Origin of the sequence: Agrobacterium sp. OT33 (genome assembly GCF_017313365.1) — a bacterium.
Classification (GTDB): domain Bacteria; phylum Pseudomonadota; class Alphaproteobacteria; order Rhizobiales; family Rhizobiaceae; genus Agrobacterium; species Agrobacterium rhizogenes_A.
In genome coordinates, this window is record NZ_JAFLMZ010000004.1 from 488991 (window position 1) to 506091 (window position 17101).

16 protein-coding genes and 2 pseudogenes are annotated in these 17101 nt (G+C 57.3%); 9 read left to right on the forward strand and 9 right to left on the reverse strand.

Features of this window, described 5'->3' with window-relative positions; translation table 11 throughout:
• Nucleotides 1-97: 97 nt before the first annotated feature.
• A pseudogene (locus JZX88_RS12745) lies at nucleotides 98-1251 on the forward strand (IS3 family transposase).
• A gap of 145 nt (nucleotides 1252-1396) precedes the next feature.
• Here the strand turns inward: JZX88_RS12745 and JZX88_RS12750 are convergent.
• Entirely contained in the window at nucleotides 1397-3043 is a 1647-nt protein-coding gene (locus tag JZX88_RS12750) for a dihydroxyacetone kinase subunit DhaK (protein ID WP_206913797.1), read from the reverse strand.
• A gap of 654 nt (nucleotides 3044-3697) precedes the next feature.
• On the opposite strand from JZX88_RS12750, the gene JZX88_RS12755 reads away from it, so the two are divergent.
• From JZX88_RS12755 to JZX88_RS12770, 4 genes are all read left to right on the forward strand, one after another.
• The gene (locus tag JZX88_RS12755) at nucleotides 3698-4708 is read left to right on the forward strand and encodes a hypothetical protein (protein WP_206913798.1); all 1011 of its coding nucleotides are present in this window, start codon (nucleotides 3698-3700) and stop codon (nucleotides 4706-4708) included.
• 356 nt (nucleotides 4709-5064) lie between these two features.
• Nucleotides 5065-5613 carry a TRAP transporter small permease subunit gene (locus JZX88_RS12760; protein WP_065116710.1) on the forward strand — a complete coding sequence of 183 codons (549 nt, stop codon included), beginning with the start codon at nucleotides 5065-5067 and terminating at the stop codon, nucleotides 5611-5613.
• A 15-nt stretch (nucleotides 5614-5628) separates the two neighbouring features.
• Entirely contained in the window at nucleotides 5629-7137 is a 1509-nt protein-coding gene (locus JZX88_RS12765; protein ID WP_065116674.1) for a TRAP transporter large permease subunit, read from the forward strand.
• Between the two features lie 68 nt (nucleotides 7138-7205).
• Complete coding sequence (locus tag JZX88_RS12770) at nucleotides 7206-8318, forward strand: TRAP transporter substrate-binding protein (RefSeq protein ID WP_065116675.1); 1113 nt, start codon at nucleotides 7206-7208, stop codon at nucleotides 8316-8318.
• 64 nt (nucleotides 8319-8382) lie between these two features.
• On the opposite strand, the gene JZX88_RS12775 is transcribed toward JZX88_RS12770, so the two are convergent.
• From JZX88_RS12775 to JZX88_RS12785, 3 genes are all read right to left on the reverse strand, one after another.
• Nucleotides 8383-9015, reverse strand: a complete 633-nt coding sequence (locus JZX88_RS12775) for a response regulator transcription factor (RefSeq protein WP_065116676.1) — start codon at nucleotides 9013-9015, stop codon at nucleotides 8383-8385.
• Nucleotides 9012-10409, reverse strand: coding sequence for a cache domain-containing protein (locus JZX88_RS12780; RefSeq protein WP_065116677.1), 1398 nt, complete (start codon nucleotides 10407-10409; stop codon nucleotides 9012-9014). Before JZX88_RS12780 ends, JZX88_RS12775 begins: the two co-directional genes overlap by 4 nt.
• A gap of 334 nt (nucleotides 10410-10743) precedes the next feature.
• The gene (locus JZX88_RS12785; protein WP_206913826.1) at nucleotides 10744-11070 is read right to left on the reverse strand and encodes a hypothetical protein; all 327 of its coding nucleotides are present in this window, start codon (nucleotides 11068-11070) and stop codon (nucleotides 10744-10746) included.
• On the opposite strand from JZX88_RS12785, the gene JZX88_RS12790 reads away from it, so the two are divergent.
• The gene (locus JZX88_RS12790; RefSeq protein ID WP_077768067.1) at nucleotides 10980-11366 is read left to right on the forward strand and encodes a GFA family protein; all 387 of its coding nucleotides are present in this window, start codon (nucleotides 10980-10982) and stop codon (nucleotides 11364-11366) included. The two genes, JZX88_RS12785 and JZX88_RS12790, sit on opposite strands and share 91 nt — an antisense overlap.
• Nucleotides 11367-11463: 97 nt before the next feature.
• Here JZX88_RS12790 and JZX88_RS12795 read toward each other — a convergent pair.
• The 4 genes and pseudogenes from JZX88_RS12795 to JZX88_RS12810 form a co-directional block, all read right to left on the reverse strand.
• Nucleotides 11464-11882 (reverse strand): annotated as a pseudogene (locus tag JZX88_RS12795) (PIN domain-containing protein).
• Nucleotides 11879-12133: a plasmid stabilization protein gene (locus tag JZX88_RS12800; RefSeq protein ID WP_142856673.1), complete on the reverse strand. Its 255-nt coding sequence runs from the start codon at nucleotides 12131-12133 to the stop codon at nucleotides 11879-11881. The pseudogene JZX88_RS12795 and the gene JZX88_RS12800 overlap by 4 nt, the downstream one beginning before the upstream one ends.
• Before the next feature lie 350 nt (nucleotides 12134-12483).
• Nucleotides 12484-13134, reverse strand: coding sequence for a glutaminyl-peptide cyclotransferase (locus tag JZX88_RS12805; RefSeq protein ID WP_206913799.1), 651 nt, complete (start codon nucleotides 13132-13134; stop codon nucleotides 12484-12486).
• Nucleotides 13135-13143: 9 nt separating this feature from the next.
• Nucleotides 13144-14364 (reverse strand): helix-turn-helix domain-containing protein, encoded by a 1221-nt coding sequence (locus JZX88_RS12810; protein WP_206913800.1) that lies wholly within the window; start codon nucleotides 14362-14364, stop codon nucleotides 13144-13146.
• A 115-nt stretch (nucleotides 14365-14479) separates the two neighbouring features.
• Here JZX88_RS12810 and JZX88_RS12815 point away from each other — a divergent pair, with 115 nt between their 5' ends.
• The 3 genes from JZX88_RS12815 (at nucleotide 14480) to JZX88_RS12825 (ending at nucleotide 15717) form a co-directional block, all read left to right on the forward strand.
• Nucleotides 14480-14758 (forward strand): hypothetical protein, encoded by a 279-nt coding sequence (locus JZX88_RS12815; protein WP_246753470.1) that lies wholly within the window; start codon nucleotides 14480-14482, stop codon nucleotides 14756-14758.
• A gap of 2 nt (nucleotides 14759-14760) precedes the next feature.
• Nucleotides 14761-15453, forward strand: coding sequence for a thioredoxin family protein (locus JZX88_RS12820; protein ID WP_142856203.1), 693 nt, complete (start codon nucleotides 14761-14763; stop codon nucleotides 15451-15453).
• 90 nt (nucleotides 15454-15543) lie between these two features.
• Nucleotides 15544-15717, forward strand: a complete 174-nt coding sequence (locus tag JZX88_RS12825; RefSeq protein ID WP_206913801.1) for a hypothetical protein — start codon at nucleotides 15544-15546, stop codon at nucleotides 15715-15717.
• 459 nt (nucleotides 15718-16176) lie between these two features.
• On the opposite strand, the gene JZX88_RS12830 is transcribed toward JZX88_RS12825, so the two are convergent.
• Complete coding sequence (locus JZX88_RS12830; RefSeq protein WP_065116685.1) at nucleotides 16177-17094, reverse strand: nucleoside hydrolase; 918 nt, start codon at nucleotides 17092-17094, stop codon at nucleotides 16177-16179.
• Nucleotides 17095-17101: the final 7 nt, after the last annotated feature.

Consider the following 17101-nt stretch of genomic DNA (forward strand, 5'->3'; position numbering starts at 1 on the left):
ATCCCTTGCACCACACGTAGCATATAGCAAGGTCAAGTTGAATAGCCCCGAGATTTGTAGACGCCTTCTTTCCTAATTTTGAGGCAAGAAGCGTCTCATGAGCAAATCGAATTTCAGCGAAGAGTTTAAGCGTGACGCGGTGCGTCAGATCACGGGGCGAGGCTATCCCGTTGCGGAGGTTTCTCAGCGGGTGGGGTGAGGCAGCATTCTTTGTACGAGTGGAAAAAGAAGTTTGCGGTCTCGAACGCCAAGGGCAACGACGAAGCCGAAGAGATCAGACGGCTGAAGAGGGAATTGGCTCGCGTTATCGAGGAGCGAGACATCCTAAAAAAAGCGGCCGCGTATTTCGCCAGGGATGCAAAGTGAAATACGCATTCATTGCCCTGCATCGCTTGCAGTTCTCTGTGCGGACGATGTGCCGCCTTTTGTGGGTTCATCCGAGTGGATTTTACACATGGCTGAATAACCCGCTGAGCAGGCGAGCCAGCGAGGACAAGCGACAGACCGATCTGCTCCTGAAGGCATGGGAAGAAAGCGGCAAGGTTTACGGTTATCGCAAGCTGCACGACGATCTTCTCGATCAGGGTGAGATGTGTTGCCCGAACCGGATTGCGCGTCTGACCCGCCTTGCCGGGATCAAGGCGCAGATCGGCTACAAACGCCGTCCCGGCATCTATGGAGGCAAGCCTGCAGTCGCCATCGACAACACGCTCGACCGACAATTTGATGTGGCGGCTCAAGACACGACTTGGGTGACGGATATCACCTACATCCGGACCTGCGAGGGCTTCGCCTATCTGGCCCACGCGACAAATGCTTCGCATTTGCGCTGTTGTCATCGATCTCTATTCGCGCCGGGTAATCGGCCGGGCAATGCAGAGCCGCCAAACCACCGACGTCGTGTTGCAGGCTCTGCTCATGGCGGTGTGGCGGCGCAAGCCGAAGAACAAGGTGCTGATCCACTCGGATCAGGGTTCGCAGTTCACCAGCATGGACTGGGCCTCGTTCCTCAGGCACCACAATCTGGTTCACTCGATGAGCCGACGCGGCAACTGCCATGACAATGCGGTGGCCGAGAGCTTCTTCAATCTTCTAAAGCGTGAACGGATACGTCGCAGGGTTTACCGTTCACGCGATAAAGCACGCCAGGATGTGTTCGACTACATCGAGATGTTCTACAACCCGAAACGCAAGCACGTCAGAAACGGGATGCTGTCGCCCGTCGAGTTCGAGAAGCAGCAGAAAATTTAACCCGAGGGGTGTCTACCAAACTCGGGGCTATTCAGAGAGAGCATCCATGAAGGAAGCTCTCAGTGGCAATCAACACCCCAGCAAGCCGTGGAAAGTGCGCGAAATAGACGCCGGGTGATATCTTGGCCGTGCCTGGGAGGGCAGATCACCCACGCTCCGGGGTTGATCGTTCCACCAAACGCTCAAACAGCCGCGCTGCAGCTTCTGCTCCGGGGTCGACATTTCCGAGCAGATCCCCTTCTGCGAGGTAGGATGATCGTCCCGCCGTAGCGTAGCCCATCTCTCTGGTCGAGTCCGCTCCCTTTCGTGCCGCCTTTGCGGCGTCTTCGAGATTTCCGCCTGCCACAAAGATGTCCAGCGCAGGCGAAAGGGCATCGATCATGGTGCGATCACCCTTCTGTGCCCCTCCGAAACGCTGCATTTCAAGCAAGCCGTCCCGCAGCGCCCGCACTGGACCGTGTCCATCGGACGAACTTTTCGACGCCGCACTCAGAAGGATGGCCAAGAGTATGCCACTGGAACCGCCCATCGTTCTTGAAAGGATCTGGCTGATGGCCGCCAGCAACGCGGCCACGTCACCGAATGGAAGACCGTCGAAACGGCCAAGCACCCCGCGCGCCGCAGTTGCAAAGGTCGAACCCGTATCGCCGTCACCGACCTTTGCATCGAGAGCGTTCAGATAATCTTCGTTCTCGATGAAAACCGCACAAGCCTGCCTCACCAAAGCCTCTGCGGCGGGATTTGACGAGTGCGCCCAGTTCGCCGCAGGAAGCTTGGGCATTGGTGTCAACACGGGGCTTCCGGCCCGAGACGGAGCGGGCCAAGCACCCTCGCACGGGGCAAGAAGCGCGGGTAGAACCTGATCGTCCAATGGCAGGAGGGAGAGGGAAAAGCCCTTCATATCGAGCGCGGTCATCAGTGGGGCCGGACCGACCACATAATCGATTTTTTGGAACAGAGGTGTTTTCGTGAGCGCATCCATCACGATGGACATTTCAAGCGGTGTGGCCCCGCCAAGATTGTTCACAAGCAGGGCGTGCCGGGCGGAGCTTGTCGATAACTTATTACTTAACTGTACAGCCGCTGTATCAACCAACGCCTCCACTGAAGCAAATTTCAATCGCTGGACACCAGGCTCACCGTGAATACCAAGACCCAGTTCCGCCTCATCTGCGGCAAGGCGCTGTTCTTTTCCCCGGCCAGGAACAGAGCAAGTCTCAATTGCCATGCCGATAGTCATGATGGAGGCCGCCACGTCCCCCGCCACTTTTGCAACGGTCGTTAATGTCTCGCCTTGACTCGCCAGATATCCGGCAATCTTGTGCACAAACAGGGTTCCGGCCACACCGCGAGGCTGTTTTGTTGCCGACGTTGCAACATCGTCGCCCACGACCACAACCTCTACTTTATAGCCGAGTGCTCTTGCCTGAGTGGCGGCAAGTCCGAAGTTAAGGCGATCCCCGGTGTAATTCTTGACGATCAACAGGCAACCCGAGGGACCAGTCGTTGCAATGATTGCGGAGAGCACGGCGTCCACGCTTGGGGAGGCAAAAATATCCCCACACACAGCCGCAGTGAGCATGCCCTCGCCGACAAATCCGGCATGCGCCGGCTCGTGCCCAGAACCGCCACCCGAGATTACGGAGACCTTCGATCCATCCCAGCCCGCACGAAGCAGTACCTTGATTTCCGGATAGCCGTCGAGACGGGTAAGCCTGCCATGGGACGATGCAAGGATACCCGAAATGGCCTGTTGGACGATCCGATCCCTATCTCCGATGAAATGTTTCAATTGCTCATCCTCCATTGCACGGCAGCCACTCCCATGCCCACACCGCATGCTGCGCTTCCCCGCCCTCCCGCTCCAACAGCTTTTGAAATGAGGGAGCCACCAAACACACTCTTATGTGGAATTCATTACGCTTTTCCAACAGGCAGTAAAAGAACCGTGACTGCCCGACATCCCTTGACGCAGACGCCCGCACTATACGCGGCATCCACGCCGAACAGCTCGACTTTTGCCTGTACTTGCCCAAAGCATCGTCCCGAATGGGTCAAATCACGGGTCACATCGGCGAACGACAATGCCACGGAGATCGAGATTGTGGTCAGGACGCTCAGGAATGCGTTTCAGACATTGCAGAAGCGATAAGCTCCCCTGCCCTTCCTCGACCACCATAACAATTTTGCGTAGCAGTGGAATGGCGAACGTGGCGAACCGGCCGTTTTAGAGATGAACAGCCAAGACGCGATTTTTCGCTGAACCTTTTTTAGGCAGATTAAGGACCGGTCCATGATTGCAGTTTCGATGTCCTGTCTCATATAAAGTTCTTCAGCTCCAAGTGGCGAAAGCCTGCGTTGATGTGAGGAATAGCTTATGCGTAAGCGAGAGTTCTTGGTGGGAGTGGCTTCGCTGGCGATATCTCCAGGGATGGGAGGAAAATGCATGGCAGCATCAAGTCAACCGGTTGATGCTGCGGCTCTGGCAGCCTTACGGCCAGGAATGCCGGTCGCAGCAGTCGAGAAAGCCATGGGATCGAGTTGGCGTGCTCCCGCCCCACATAAAGGTGGTGTGATCGATATTTTGCAAAACACCTATGGTGTCGTTGTTCGAATTGACCGTAACGGGCTTGTCGGACGTATCGACTTCAACTCCCGCTTCAAGCACACCATCGCCGGCGTTCCGATGGAGATGGAGCTCGCCGATCTCCGCAATAGCTTGCCCGATATGCAGATTGGCGAGGAAAGCAAGCTTCAAAGGAACACCCGCTTCGGCACGATGCGCTTGGCAGAGGGTATGTTGACCGCCCGCATCAGCTATGACTCGGTTTCCGAGATCATCACCTCGAATCCCGATGCCGAATATGCTGAGCCAACGGCGCCGCCTTATCCCGCTGCAAGCGGTGCTCCCGGCGCACCATTCTCAGACCCGAACCTGAAGCTGGCTGTCATGTCGGCACTTTTACGGTTCAAGATGCTTGATCTCGGTACTCCCGAACAACTTGCCACCCACGTTCTGGGGCGACCCGTTGATCTGGAACAGGACGGCTATGATTTGATCCCGCAAGCACTGGATTATCTGGTCCGCTACCCACTGACTGACGAGCAGCTTGCAGCCGTTGACTGGGTTCAGTTCGATGGCGGCGAGGAAATCTATCCATATGCGTGGTACTTCTGGAGTGGCGAAGAAGGCGTTTTCGACATCCGCGATACATCGGATATTCACCTGTGCGTCAATCTTAGAGGTATTTCGGTGATTTCGATGATTGATCGTTTCGATCTTCGTACGCTGGTGCCGCTGCCAAAACTTGAGTGGGTGAGCATCAACGTTCCCTCGGAAAACCTCAGTGCATTGCTGGATATGCCATCACTCAAGAAAGCGGGCCGCTTTAAAGCGAGCCACGCGACGAGTGAGATTCTCGATAAGCTGGAAGAACGGGGCGTGAAGGTGAACTGACGGCAGGATGAGCTGTCAAATCTCTTTCCATGACCATGCCGGAATCAAAAGGAAGCTCGCTCCGACACCGAGGATCGATCTGAATCCTTCAAACCGGACCAGTTGACCAGGAGTATCCCGCTTGCCCTCCGGGTTGATGTCCAGCGCGACGAAGTATGAGGTGCCAAACACGCTCTTTCATTTCATTGTCCTTTGCCGTCCGACTGAAGTTGCCCCTTACATACCCAGTTCTCGGTACGTCTGAAGAAATTCGCCGGCAGCGGCCCTTGAGCGTGAAGCCGCCATTGATATCGTGCCCGCACTATAGCGGCAGCACGCGTATTGAGGAGTACGTGGCCGCTTCCGGGGAGGATATCATGAAATTTTTATTGGCCGTTTCGCGCGCCATTGATGCTGCCAATTCAGCCATTGGCAAAGGTATTTCCTGGCTGCTTCTCGCGGCCATTTTTATCAGCGCCATCAATGCCGCCATGCGCAAGGCGTTTTCGATGAGCTCCAACGCCTGGCTCGAATCGCAGTGGTATTTGTTTTCCGCCGTGTTTCTGATCGCCGCCGCCTACACGCTTCTTAACAACGAGCACGTGAAGGTCGATCTGGTCTACGGAAATCTTCCGCGCAAAGGGCAGCTCTGGGTCGACATTCTCGGGACCATCTTCTTTCTCATGCCCTTCTGCCTCATCACGGTCTATCTCTCCTGGCCGGTGTTTCTGCAGAAACTTGCTTCCGGTGAGGTTTCAAACAACACGGGCGGCCTCATTCAATGGCCCGTCTGGGCGCTGATACCGATTGGCTTCAGCCTTCTCGCCATTCAGGGTGTTTCGGAACTCATCAAACGTATCGCGATCCTGCGCGGCGATATCCCCGATCCGGTTGCAGCGGCCGATGCCGCAGCGGCACTGCTCTGATCGAAGGAAAAAACAATAATGGCATTCATTGCGGAAAATCTCGCACCCATCATGTTTGCGGCGCTCATCATCGTGCTGCTGCTCGGTTATCCCGTGGCCTTCGCCCTGGCCTTTGTCGGCTTTTTCTTCGGCTTTATCGGAATAGAACTCGGACTGCTGCCAGCCACGCTGTTCCAGGCCATTCCCGATCGCATATTCGGCCAGATGTCGAACGAAACGCTGCTGGCGATACCGTTCTTCACCTTCATGGGGCTCATTCTTGAAAAGAGCGGCATGGCGGAGGATTTGCTGGACACGATCGGCCAGCTGTTTGGACCGGTCCGCGGCGGCATTGCGTTTGCCGTCATCTTCGTCGGAGCAATTCTGGCCGCCACCACCGGCGTCGTCGCCGCCTCGGTTATCTCGATGGGCCTCATCTCGCTTCCCATCATGTTGCGCTATGGTTATGACCGCAAGGTCGCCGCCGGCACGATCGCGGCGTCCGGCACGCTGGCGCAGATCATCCCGCCCAGCCTCGTATTGATCGTGCTGGCCGACCAGCTCGGCCGTTCGGTGGGCGACATGTACAAGGGCGCACTCGTTCCGGGTCTCATGCTCGTGGCGGCCTATGCGCTTTATATCATCGTGACCTCGATCATCAGCCCCACGAAAGTCCCGGCCCTGCCGCTGGAGGCGCGGACCCTGCGCGGCACCAAACTGCTGCTCAAGGTCATCACCTCGCTGGTGCCGCCGCTCGTTTTGATATTCCTCGTGCTCGGCACGATCTTCCTCGGGATCGCCACCCCCACGGAAGGCGGAGCCATGGGTGCTGTCGGCGCGCTCGCCCTTGCGCTTGCCAACCGCAAGCTCAATTTCGGCCTGATCCAGCAGTCGCTGCACGCCACGGCAAAACTGTCGTCCTTCGTGCTGCTCATCCTGCTCGGCGCGCGCGTCTTTTCCCTGACCTTCTATGGCGTGAACGGCCACGTCTGGGTCGAGCATCTGATGACGTCGATCCCGGGCGGCGAGATCGGCTTCCTGATCGTCGCCAACCTGCTGGTCTTTTTCCTGGCCTTCTTCCTCGATTATTTCGAGCTGGCCTTCATCATCATCCCGCTGCTGGCGCCGGTCGCCGATGCGCTTGGCATCGACCTGATCTGGTTTGGCGTGATGCTGGCGGTCAACATGCAGACGTCGTTCATGCACCCGCCCTTCGGTTTTTCGCTGTTCTTCCTGCGGTCCGTCGCTCCGACGCGTGCCTACAAGGACCGGATCACGGGACAGACCATCCAGCCGGTCACCTCGTCCCAGATCTATCTCGGCGCCATCCCCTATCTGTTCATCCAGCTGACCATGGTCGTCATCATCATCGCCTTCCCCGGCATCGTGATGCACTACAAGTCAGGCGCCAAGCAGGTCGATCCTTCCGCCGTCCATATCAATGTACCGATGCCGAGCATCGGCACGGACGCCGATCCCTTCGCCAATCCTTTCCTGGCGCCCGGCAACAGCGCACCGAGCTTCGGAAAGCCGGCCACCCCCTGACACTCGGCCGGGCGCAAAAGCGCCCGCCGCAATAAAAATCGCTGACGTTCAATAGGAGGAGGTAATCTATGAAGGTCAATCCAGGTCGCAGACAACTCTTGTCAGGCGGCGTACTTGCAGGAGCGGCAGCAGCCGCTTCGACGCTTGCAACACCGGCCATAGCCCAGTCATCGCCGAGCGTTCGCTGGCGTTTGACGTCGGGTTTCCCCAACAATCTGGACACGATCTATGGCGGCGCCGTCGTCATGGCCAACGCTCTGAGAGCCATTACAGGCGGCAAGTTCGATATCCAGGTTTTTCAAGCCGGCGAGATCGTTCCCGGCGCCCAGGCGATCGACGCCGTAAAAGCCAATACCGTCGAGATTTCCCATACCTGCGGCTACTATTTCACCGGGAAAGATCCGACATTCGCCATTGGCTCGACCATCCCCTTCGGTCTGAACGCCCGCCAGCAGAACGCATGGCTCTACCATGGCGGCGGCAACGAGGCTTATAACGAATTCCTTTCCGACTACGGCGTCATCGGCATTCCCGGTGGAGCGACGGGCGCCCAGATGGGCGGCTGGTATCGCAAGGAAATCAAGAGCGTCGAGGATATCAAGGGCCTGAAGATGCGTATTGCCGGCGTCGCCGGACAGGTGCTCGCCAGGCTTGGCGCGGTGCCGCAGCAGCTTCCCGGCGGTGACATTTATCCGGCGCTGGAACGTGGTACCATTGACGCTGCAGAGTGGGTCGGTCCCTATGATGACGAAAAGCTCGGCTTCTACCAGATCGCGCCATACTACTATTATCCCGCGTTCTGGGAGGGTGGGCTGACGATCCACTTCTTCGTCAACAAGGACCAATATGCGGCATTGCCTGATGAATACAAGGCAGCGCTCGACACCGCCTGCAAGGCCGCCAACATCAACATGCAGGCGCTTTACGACGTCAAGAACAAGGATGCGATCCGCTCGCTGGTTTCCAAGGGCACACAGCTTCGCCCGCTGCCCCGCGATGTGCTCGACGCCGCCTACAAGGCAACCTTCGAGCTTTATGACGAGTACACGCAAAAGCATCCCGCATGGGCCAAAATCTATCCGGGCTGGAAGAAATTCCGCGACGAGAGCTATGAATGGTTCCGCGTCGCCGAATATACCTATGACAGCTATGGCTATGCGATGCAGACCGCAGGCAAGTAAGCCGATATGACTTATATCGAGGCCCCGGATGACAATACATTCGCGGGGCCTCGCTCTCTTGCCGCTACTCCTTGATAAGCCCGTTGTCTATCGCATAGCGAATGAGACCAGCCGTCGTGGCAATATCCAGTTTCCGCTTGATATTCTTGCGATGCGTTTCCATCGTACGCTCGGCGATGTCGAGCGCCAGTGCTGCGTCACGATTGCTTTTTCCCCGAGCGATCAGCAGCAAAACGTCCTGTTCACGTGTCGTCAGCGCCTTCAGCCTGCCGGACGAGCCTTCCATCAGCACATCTCGAACGCCGGAGGAAAAATAAGTGCCACCGGCTGCGACGGCGTCGATTGCGGCCACTATTTCTTCAGTCGCGACGTCTTTCAGAATATAGCCGGCAGCACCATACATGACCGACATCGAGATATATTCGCGACTGTCATGCATCGACAGCATCAACACCCGGGTGGGGAGCCGCTTTTCCTTAAACAGCTCCAAGGCATCGATGCCGTTGATCTGGGGCATGTTGATGTCCATCAGCACCACATGGGGTCGTGTGGCGACGGCGGCGTCGATACCGGCCATGGCGGACACAGCAGTCCCAACGACAGCGATATGATCGTAAGTCTCAAGCACGGCCTTCAATCCGTCCAGAACCAGAGGATGGTTGTCTATCAGCAGCACACGGATCGGATGAACGGTCACTCGGCGGCCTCCTGTAACCGGCTATCGCGATCCTTCATGGCGGTAATGGGCAGCACCGCCCGCAGGACAGTTCCCCTGGCGGAGCTTTCGACATCCAGCCGGCCTCCGAAATGCGTCATGCGTTCCTGCATGTTTCTCAAGCCAAGCCCCTTGTTGGCCGGCTTGCCATTCTCCGTTCGCGCAACCGGAAAACCACGGCCATTGTCACTGACATCCATCAGTATGCGCTCATCACGACTGGAGAATCTGATAGCAACCCGGGTCGCACCGGCGTGACGCTCGATATTGGTCAAGGCCTCCTGTGCGACGCGGTAAAGGGCAACACGCGCCTCCGGAACAAGTATATTCTTGAAACCCACGGATTCAAGCGTCGCCGCGATCCCCGTGCGCTCTGAAAAACTTGAAATCAGGGATTCAAGAGCTGCAGTCAGTCCTAAATCATCGAGGACACGGGGGCGCAGATCGTGGGAAATACGACGTACCTCCTTGATCGCCTCATTTAATGCGACGGCGCCCTTGCCGATGGCCTCGGCGGCCCCGACATTCTCCGGCGCCACCTTGCGCCGCGCGAGATCAATCGCAAAGCGCACCCCGACGAGATTTTGAGAAATGCCGTCATGCAATTCTCTGGCAATGCGCAGGCGCTCCTCTTCCTGGGTATCGATAACCCTCTGCATCAGTTCCTTGAGCCGTCCGTCTGCCAGCCTCTGCTGACGCAGATTGAGCAGCATGCAGGTGGCGAACACCAGCAACACGGCAGGAACCGCAAACAGTGCAACAATCAGGAAATTCCATGTAATGGAACGGCGCATTTCCTCCTTCGCCGCCGCTGTCGCGGCAAAAACATCATCCAGATAAACCCCTGTACCGATCATCCAGCGCCATTTGTTGAGGCCAGCTGCAAAAGAAAGCTTATCAGCCATCTTCCCGGTCGAGGGCTTCTCCCACTTATACTGGACGAGACCTCCTCCTCCTTTCGCCTTGACTATCAGGTCATAGATGACGCGGTTACCGTCGGGATCATAAAGATCCAGCCAATTATTCCCTGGACGAAAGCTTTGTCGCGGATGAACCACGTTCATGCCGTCATAGTCATAGACAAAGAAATAGCCGTCCGTGCCATAATCGAGGTCAGTCAGAATGCGCTTGACCTCCTCCTTCGCAGCCTCGTCATCAGGTCCCGCCCTGTCATAGACCGAACGGATCGCCGAAAGGGCCAAATTGGTGAGGTTGAGGAGTTCAGCTTCCTTTGCGGCAAGCATGTTCCGTTCGAAGGCGTCGATGCTCGTACGCGCCAGCGTCATTGACTGCGAGGTGATGAGTGCAGTGATGACGATAATGGCAAGAACAAGGGGCCCTATGGCCAATGCAAGAATCTGGTTCCTGAGTCTCATGCGGCCCCTCCGACACATTCGCTCTCACTTACCGTCAGCTAACAATACTTCATACGGCAAGTCGAGCGTGTCGGAACACGATCCTAAGGCGAGATGAAAGGGGGCGGGTAAATCTGTGCAGCGAGGAACGGTATGGCGCCCTCTGAATAGTGTCACGGCACTTAACCCGCCTCTTAAGCTCAACCGCGCTGAGATAGAACAATTCTCTCCCGCCGGGGTAGTTGACCGAAAGGCTCCCACCCTCGTCCGTGCTACGCACCCTGTGTGGTCGCTTATACGGTATCGCCGTATCGCGCCCGCGGTGGGCGGCTCGCTCCAGCGATAAAGCCGGTAACTACACTGGCAACGGAGGGGTATAGGATACCACGAGGATGATCATGATCGGTACGACCTTGCGAATGTCGATAGCAAAGTGGCTACCCCAGGATTCCATGGAATAAGCAATGGCTAAAATCATCAGTGAAGTTCCATATTGATCCCAAATGTCAAATTGATCAAAGCTTGCCGCTCCGATATCGTCGTCGTCATCGCGCATATTCAGAATCGAAAAATTTGGAAATTGGGAGCAACATTGTGCGCCTGGCCCATTGCTCATGTCATCAGCTAACAGTGGTGACAAACGGCGAACCCCATAAGATATCCGTTTGTCACTGTCGCGCATGCCAACATCGTACCGGTTCAGCATTCGGTGTCGCAGTGTTTTATGCTGCCGATCAAATCAAGGCGTCGGGGAAGCACCAAACCTATATACGACCCGGCGATAGCGGGAAGAGCCTAGAGTTCCGTTTTTGCCCCGCTTGTGGATCAACTGTCTACTGGATACCGGAATTTCGGCCTAACCTCGTCGCCATCGCCTTGGGCTGTTTTGAAGACCCAGATGCTATGGAACCAACTCAGAGCGTGTATGAAGCGACCCGCCATACATGGGTTTCTCTATCTTTTCGAGATTCTGGATAGAGATGAAGGCCGAATGCTTCAGCACAGGCTTTCAGGAGGTTATATACAATTGCAGATGAAGGGATCCGAACTCACGACACCTATATGCACACCATCGTTATCTGGACCAGGGATTGATCCCCTTCAGCCCCGCAGCCTCGAAAGGACTAATGTCGCGAGTTGCGACCACTAGGGCGTTTGCTGCCGCTGTGGCCGCAATGTAACCATCAGCCGCGCCAATCGCTTTCCCAGATACTCGAGCGCGTGCCATCAGTTCGGAATAAAACTGAGAAGCAGCCAGATCGAAGGAAAGGATGCGCTCGGAAAAGTGGGGCGGCACTTCGCCTTCAAGGCGGCCGCGGAGGATAGTTTGCCGTTTCCCTGAAGGCACAGCAGCAATCCCGAAACGAAGTTCAGTAATCGTTTTGTAGAGAGGAAAAGCGTTTCTATAGCTTGGGCGTCCAACCAGGCGATTACCGCCTCATCAGAAACCGGTTTCCAAGGTTCGGATATAACGTTGGTGCCCAGCAAGATCATTTGAAGGTCATCGGTTCAGCAGGTGTCTTGTCGCGACTTTTCTGCAGGGCATCAACGTCGCTGTCGGAAAGCTCGGCGGCGCGATCAATAGCCATCAGCAAGGAGCCAAGCTTGACACGTTCAGGAGGACGAACAGCCACTTCAATAATGTCACGGATATCAGCCTCGGTGCTCCGCCCATGATGAGCCGCTCGCACCCGCAGAGCGCGATGTGTTCCATCAGAAAGGTTTCGAATAGTGACTGCCGGCATTGATATCACCTCCACAGAAATGATGGCTTTGATATCAAACTGTGCAGAATGACGATCATTGCAATGACCGCTTCTGGCGCTGAGCATTCTGACGGCTCCCGACGTGATGTCAGCTATTCAATGCACTGCCGCCACCCGAAACCTGCCATTTGATCGGCACCACGAAACGGCAGAGCCGCGGCGGGTGCGGACTGTCGGCGACCCGAACGGCAGTACATGTCATTGCCCTGAGCCGGCAACCTCGTTCGGGCTGACGCTGCAAAGCGACAACCACTTTCACGCAGGCCGACGGTTATCGCCGAGACGGCCATCGAATAAAGATCGCACAAACCGGCGAATTGCTTCTTGTTTCACATAGCGGTTTCAGATCGCTTTGGTCTGCGTATTGCGCGAACTTTGGGGCTATCGCCAGCCCCGCAGAAAAACCGGTCGCGTCCGTCGGACTCAAGCCCCGAAACTGCCATTTCCGCCGGCATATCCAACCGCTCCAGCACTTCACCGGTCGAAGGATCGATGCGGCGGACATCGCTTTGGTCGTTCTCCCACGTACCGTGCCAGAGCTCGCCGTCGACCCACGTGACCCCAGTAACGAAGCGATCGGTTTCGATCGTGCGCAGCACCTTCCCCGTCTCAGGATCGATTTGATGGATTTTGCGGCCGTAATGTTGCCCAACCCAGAGCGAACCTTCAGCCCAGGCAAGGCCGGAATCGCCTCCATTGCCCGGGGCGGGAATCGTGGCGAGCACCTCGCCGGTCTTTGGATCGACCTTCCGAATCACCGCTTCTGCAATCTGGAACAGGTACTCGCCGTCGAATGCCGTACCGGCATCGGCGGCAATATTGAGCGAGGTCAGCACGTCCCCACTCTCCGGATCAAACGCGTGCAGTTTTGCGCCTGTCGCCATCCAGACCCGGCGGCCGTCAAAGCTGACCCCATGAACGTGATCCACTCCGGGAAAAGGGCCATATTCACGCATAATTTCGGCGGCTGTGTGTTTCATGCCCTCATCCTAGCCTAAAACGCCAACGGCTGGGAGTAACAAGCTTGTCGGGAACCCTGGAACGCTCGTCGCAATCCAGCGACGGGCGCGTCCGTGGCCGAACCATTCCACCTTGTCATTTTTCGCAAGAGTATCGAGCGCCCGCTGCACCGTGCGCGGGCTGACGTCAAGCGCAAGCGCAAGCGCGGAGCTGGACCAGGCTTCGCCATCGGCGAGAAGCGCCAGCACGTCGCCATGCGCGTCTTCGACCGGGGGCACAAGCACCCCGACCGCGCCGGCGCCATGTGGCTCCAATACGAACCCCTGCTCGGTGGCGCGTATCTCCGCCAAGGGCCTGATTGCCTCGCGCAGACGCCCGATCTCAACCCGCAGCCGAGCGCGATGCGATTCATCTGCCTCCCGTGCACGAAAGGCGCGGACGAGAAGCTCCTTTCGCGTGACATCTTCCGGCCAAGCCTCACCGAGCACGCGCATGAGCGCGAACAGGACCGGACGACTGGCGAGAAAGACCATGGTTTTATTGACTCGCACGACGTTCCGGCACAGATCGATGATGAGCGCCCCCGATGCAATGAGCGCCTCGACCTCATCGAGCCGAAGAAGCCGTTGTCCATTGCGCACGACCAGCCGCACGGCAGGCACTTCGAAGGCCCGCACGGCTCTATCGACCTCGGCTTTCAATGCAGCATTGCCGACGGCGGCTGCGGCGATTTCTGCGCGATCGAGCGCATCATGAGCCAGCTTCGCGCGTATGCGGCGCATCGCGATGCCCGCAACCACCAACTCGTAGCCTACCCGCGATGTCATCGGCAACGCACCAGCATCGAAGCCGTCCAGAACCCGCTCCGCCTCGTCGAGACGGCCGATCAACAGCAAGCGCCTTGCTTCGAGATAGCCGGCATGCGCGGCGTTCGCGAAGTCTCCCAATGCCTCCAGCGTGGACCGGGCGGCGGCGAGCCCCTCCATGGGACGGCCAAGGTCGCGCAAGACCAACGCGATCTCTGCCTCCGCGACATTGCATCGCGCACGGGCCATAGGCTCCCGGTTGCCGAAAGCGCGCGCCGCGCTTCCCAGCAGTTCCCTCGCGCGCGCAAGATCGCCGAGTTGCGACATGGCAATGCCGCGCAGGGCGAGTGCAGGAGCATCGTCACGTAAGGCGATGCGCTTGAGCGCTGCAAGCGGATCACCCGCCGCAAGTGCCCGCGCCGCGAAGGTCATCAGAGAGTCCATTCAAATCCCGTCACACTTGTTACTCACATTCTCCCGCCATTCGGACATAGATTTTTGTCAGGTTAAGCGTCGCGGGACGGAATGTCGAACCTCAAAAGGGAACCCAGAAATGACAATGTCCAAACCGACAAGAAAACGCTCTTCGGACACCCTGCGATCAGGCGATGTGATAGGCTGGCTCGTTCTTGCAGCTTCGCCAACCTTCGCGTCGATGGCCTGGATTTCGGCGAACGACATGCAGGCGAGCATCTGCGCGTCCCCACCCGAAATGCTGCCCATCAGCGGCATGGCCTTCATGTACCTGTTGATGAGCCTCTTTCACCTGTCGCCCTGGCTGAAGCTCGCTTCCGCTTACTGGCGGCAATATCCATCCCCTAAAACCCGAGGAGACTGACAATGAACCACAAAATCGTTTCAGCCAAAGACTGGCTCACCGCCCGGCGGGATTTTCTGAAAGCGGAGAAAGAGCTTAGTCGACACAGGGACGAGATCGCCCAAAAGCGGCTGGCGCTGCCATGGGTACGGATCGAGAAGGAATATGTGTTCGATACGCTAGATGGCCCACGAACGCTTGCCGATCTTTTCGATGGCCGATCGCAGCTTCTGGTGCAGCATTTCATGTTCGCGCCGGGATGGAAGGAGGGTTGCCCGAGCTGCTCTTTCATGGCCGATCATACCGATGGCATGAACAATCATCTTTCGCATCACGACGTTACCATGATCGCCATATCGCGCGCACCGCTCGCCGACCTCGAGCGTTATCGTAAGCGGATGGGCTGGCAGTTCAAATGGGTGTCGTCCTTCGGAAATGACTTCAATCACGATTTCCGTGTCAGCTTCACACCTGACGAAGTCGCGTCCGGCAAGATCGACTACAATTTCGGAGAGTGGCCGGAGCTCGGCGAGGAATGGCCGGGCATCAGCGCCTTCTACAAGGACGACACCGGCCAGGTCTTCCGCACCTACTCCACCTATGGGCGCGGCGTCGAGGCGATGATGGGTACCTATCAGCTGCTCGATCTCGCTCCGAAGGGGCGCAATGAAGCTGAAGGAATGGACTGGGTGCGCCGACACGATCGGTACGAATAGCAGTCCCTACGTTTACCTATGCAATTGCCGCGAGCGGTCATTGGCGAGGATATAATGTCCGAAACAGGTTCACGGAAAAGCCCTTGGTCGATGTCGACATGGCTGTCGGTCGTCTCGCTGATCTTCGGCAGCTTTGCCCTGATCAGCAGCGAATTGCTGCCCATGGCAATGCTCACGCCAATGACCGCCTATCTCGGTGTCTCGGAAGGCGCGGTCGGTCAGGCGGTACCTCTTACAGCTCTACTTCCCTATATCCAGCGCTGACAATAGCACTCGTCATCCCCCGCCTAGATCGCAAGTTGATCCATCTGGCCCTCTGCGTTCCGGTTGTCGATAGCGGCTAGGCATAGGTCAAGTGCTGGCTGGGGCGGCTTCGGCCGCCCTCGAACTGCTACGTTCCTCGAAGCGGAACAAGTCCTGCTCTTGAAAGGATTAGAACCATCGGCCCGTGAATTCCGCCAGATGAAGCGCCGAGGATTTGGACAGAATATCCATCTCTAAAGAGAGTCCTGAAAGGAATGACTGTGATCCCTTCACATCGAGGACTCTCTGCCGTTTGTCGCACAAGTCTCTCGCCGGGACGGAAATCCGTACGGACTCGATCGGCAGTCTCGGCAGCCTGATGTCCCAAGACCCGTAGACGACTGCCGACCGGTCAATGTCTTGTGAGCTTTGCCAGAGCTGATGTCGGGCACGGCACGCATAGCTTCCAACGCTCTCCATCTAACCTTCTTGAACAGCATCGACGAATAGTTTTCTAAACTCTTCCGCATCGACACCAGTAACCAATGTGCAATTGGGTAGGCGGCCCGCAAGATGTCGCTCACTTACGGCGGCGATCACCTGGCCCGCAGCAGGCCCGCTATCCGTATAAATGGAGATGTGCGACTGCACGGTATCGAACATGTCCGGCTTCAGCAGCCAGGCGATTGCGGCTGGATCATGCAGGCACGGATCCTTCGAACCGTAATTGATCAGTAGATGCGCCGCTTCGTTGGCAACGGGCGTATCGATGGCCTTCACCTGCTCAATCATGTCGGTGGTAACGGTTGCCTGACGCGTGACATCCAGACCAAGCATGGTAATCGGAATCCCGCTGTCGAAGACGATCGCGGCCGCATGGGGATCGACCGTAAAATTGAACTCGGCCAGCGGCGTGGTGTTGCCGGGACAAAATGCGGCACCACCCATGATGGTGATGGCACTGACAAAATCGGGAAGTTCCGGGTCGAGAAGAAGCGCAAGCGCCAGATTGGTCAGCGGCCCGGTAGCACAGATGTGCAGCTTGCCCTCAGCCCTGGCGATCCGCGATATCTCATTGGCGGCATGGCCCGTAGCAACAGGTGTCACCGGCGCCGGTAGTGTGCTGCCGGCGAGCCCGTCGGAGCCGTGCATGATCGAGACACGACCACGCGATGCCATGATGGGACGAGCCGCGCCCGAATAAACCGGGATATCCTGCCGGCCACAAAGCTCAAGAATACGCCGTGCGTTTGAGACAACCGGCTCAAGCCCAACATTGCCCGCAACACATGTCACGGCAACCATCTCCAGTGCATCAGGTCGCCCGAGTGCCAGAAGCATGGCCAGTGCGTCATCTGCACCCGGATCGCAATCGTAGAGGAAACGCAAAGCTGTCATGATGAGA

What these genes read in the sequence shown, in the direction of transcription:
- JZX88_RS12815 (WP_246753470.1), top strand. Translation starts at nt 14,480, where the DNA reads ATGTCCAAACCGACAAGAAAACGCTCTTCGGACACCCTGCGATCAGGC.
- JZX88_RS12770 (WP_065116675.1), top strand. Translation starts at nt 7,206, where the DNA reads ATGAAGGTCAATCCAGGTCGCAGACAACTCTTGTCAGGCGGCGTACTT.
- JZX88_RS12760 (WP_065116710.1), top strand. Translation starts at nt 5,065, where the DNA reads ATGAAATTTTTATTGGCCGTTTCGCGCGCCATTGATGCTGCCAATTCA.
- JZX88_RS12805 (WP_206913799.1), bottom strand. Translation starts at nt 13,134, where the DNA reads ATGAAACACACAGCCGCCGAAATTATGCGTGAATATGGCCCTTTTCCC.
- JZX88_RS12800 (WP_142856673.1), bottom strand. Translation starts at nt 12,133, where the DNA reads ATGCCGGCAGTCACTATTCGAAACCTTTCTGATGGAACACATCGCGCT.
- JZX88_RS12785 (WP_206913826.1), bottom strand. Translation starts at nt 11,070, where the DNA reads ATGCGCGACAGTGACAAACGGATATCTTATGGGGTTCGCCGTTTGTCA.
- JZX88_RS12810 (WP_206913800.1), bottom strand. Translation starts at nt 14,364, where the DNA reads ATGGACTCTCTGATGACCTTCGCGGCGCGGGCACTTGCGGCGGGTGAT.
- JZX88_RS12825 (WP_206913801.1), top strand. Translation starts at nt 15,544, where the DNA reads ATGTCGACATGGCTGTCGGTCGTCTCGCTGATCTTCGGCAGCTTTGCC.
- JZX88_RS12780 (WP_065116677.1), bottom strand. Translation starts at nt 10,409, where the DNA reads ATGAGACTCAGGAACCAGATTCTTGCATTGGCCATAGGGCCCCTTGTT.
- JZX88_RS12830 (WP_065116685.1), bottom strand. Translation starts at nt 17,094, where the DNA reads ATGACAGCTTTGCGTTTCCTCTACGATTGCGATCCGGGTGCAGATGAC.
- JZX88_RS12820 (WP_142856203.1), top strand. Translation starts at nt 14,761, where the DNA reads ATGAACCACAAAATCGTTTCAGCCAAAGACTGGCTCACCGCCCGGCGG.
- JZX88_RS12755 (WP_206913798.1), top strand. Translation starts at nt 3,698, where the DNA reads ATGGCAGCATCAAGTCAACCGGTTGATGCTGCGGCTCTGGCAGCCTTA.